The sequence below is a fragment of the Novosphingobium sp. B-7 genome, assembly GCF_000410615.1.
Taxonomy (GTDB): domain Bacteria; phylum Pseudomonadota; class Alphaproteobacteria; order Sphingomonadales; family Sphingomonadaceae; genus Novosphingobium; species Novosphingobium capsulatum.
The window spans coordinates 1-344 of the sequence record NZ_APCQ01000549.1; the positions used below are offsets into that span (position 1 = coordinate 1).

General features: G+C 59.0%; 1 tRNA gene and 1 rRNA gene. Both read left to right on the forward strand.

The features are described from left to right. Positions 1-67: 67 nt before the first annotated feature. A 5S ribosomal RNA gene (rrf, locus tag H926_RS0106620) occupies positions 68-182 on the forward strand. An 85-nt stretch (positions 183-267) separates the two neighbouring features. Next, positions 268-344: transfer RNA gene (locus H926_RS0106625), tRNA-Met, on the forward strand.

The window sequence follows — 344 nt, forward strand, 5'->3', positions numbered from 1 at the left end:
TCGGACGATCCTCAAGCCAGATCCCAACATCATCGATCTAAACCCCTCATGTGCGCCCGCTCCATTGCCTGGTGACCATAGCGTCTGTGTCCCACCCGATCCCTTCTCGAACTCGGCCGTGAAACCAGTCCGCGCCAATGGTACTAACGCTCAAGCGTTGGAAGAGTAGGTCGTCGCCAGGCATTGAAGCTGGCGCACACGAATAAAACCCATTCACAAAGTCTCTCCTGCGGCCCCGTCGTCATAAACGACGGGGCCGCAGCGCATCGCGGGGTGGAGCAGCCCGGTAGCTCGTCAGGCTCATAACCTGAAGGTCGCAGGTTCAAATCCTGCCCCCGCAACCA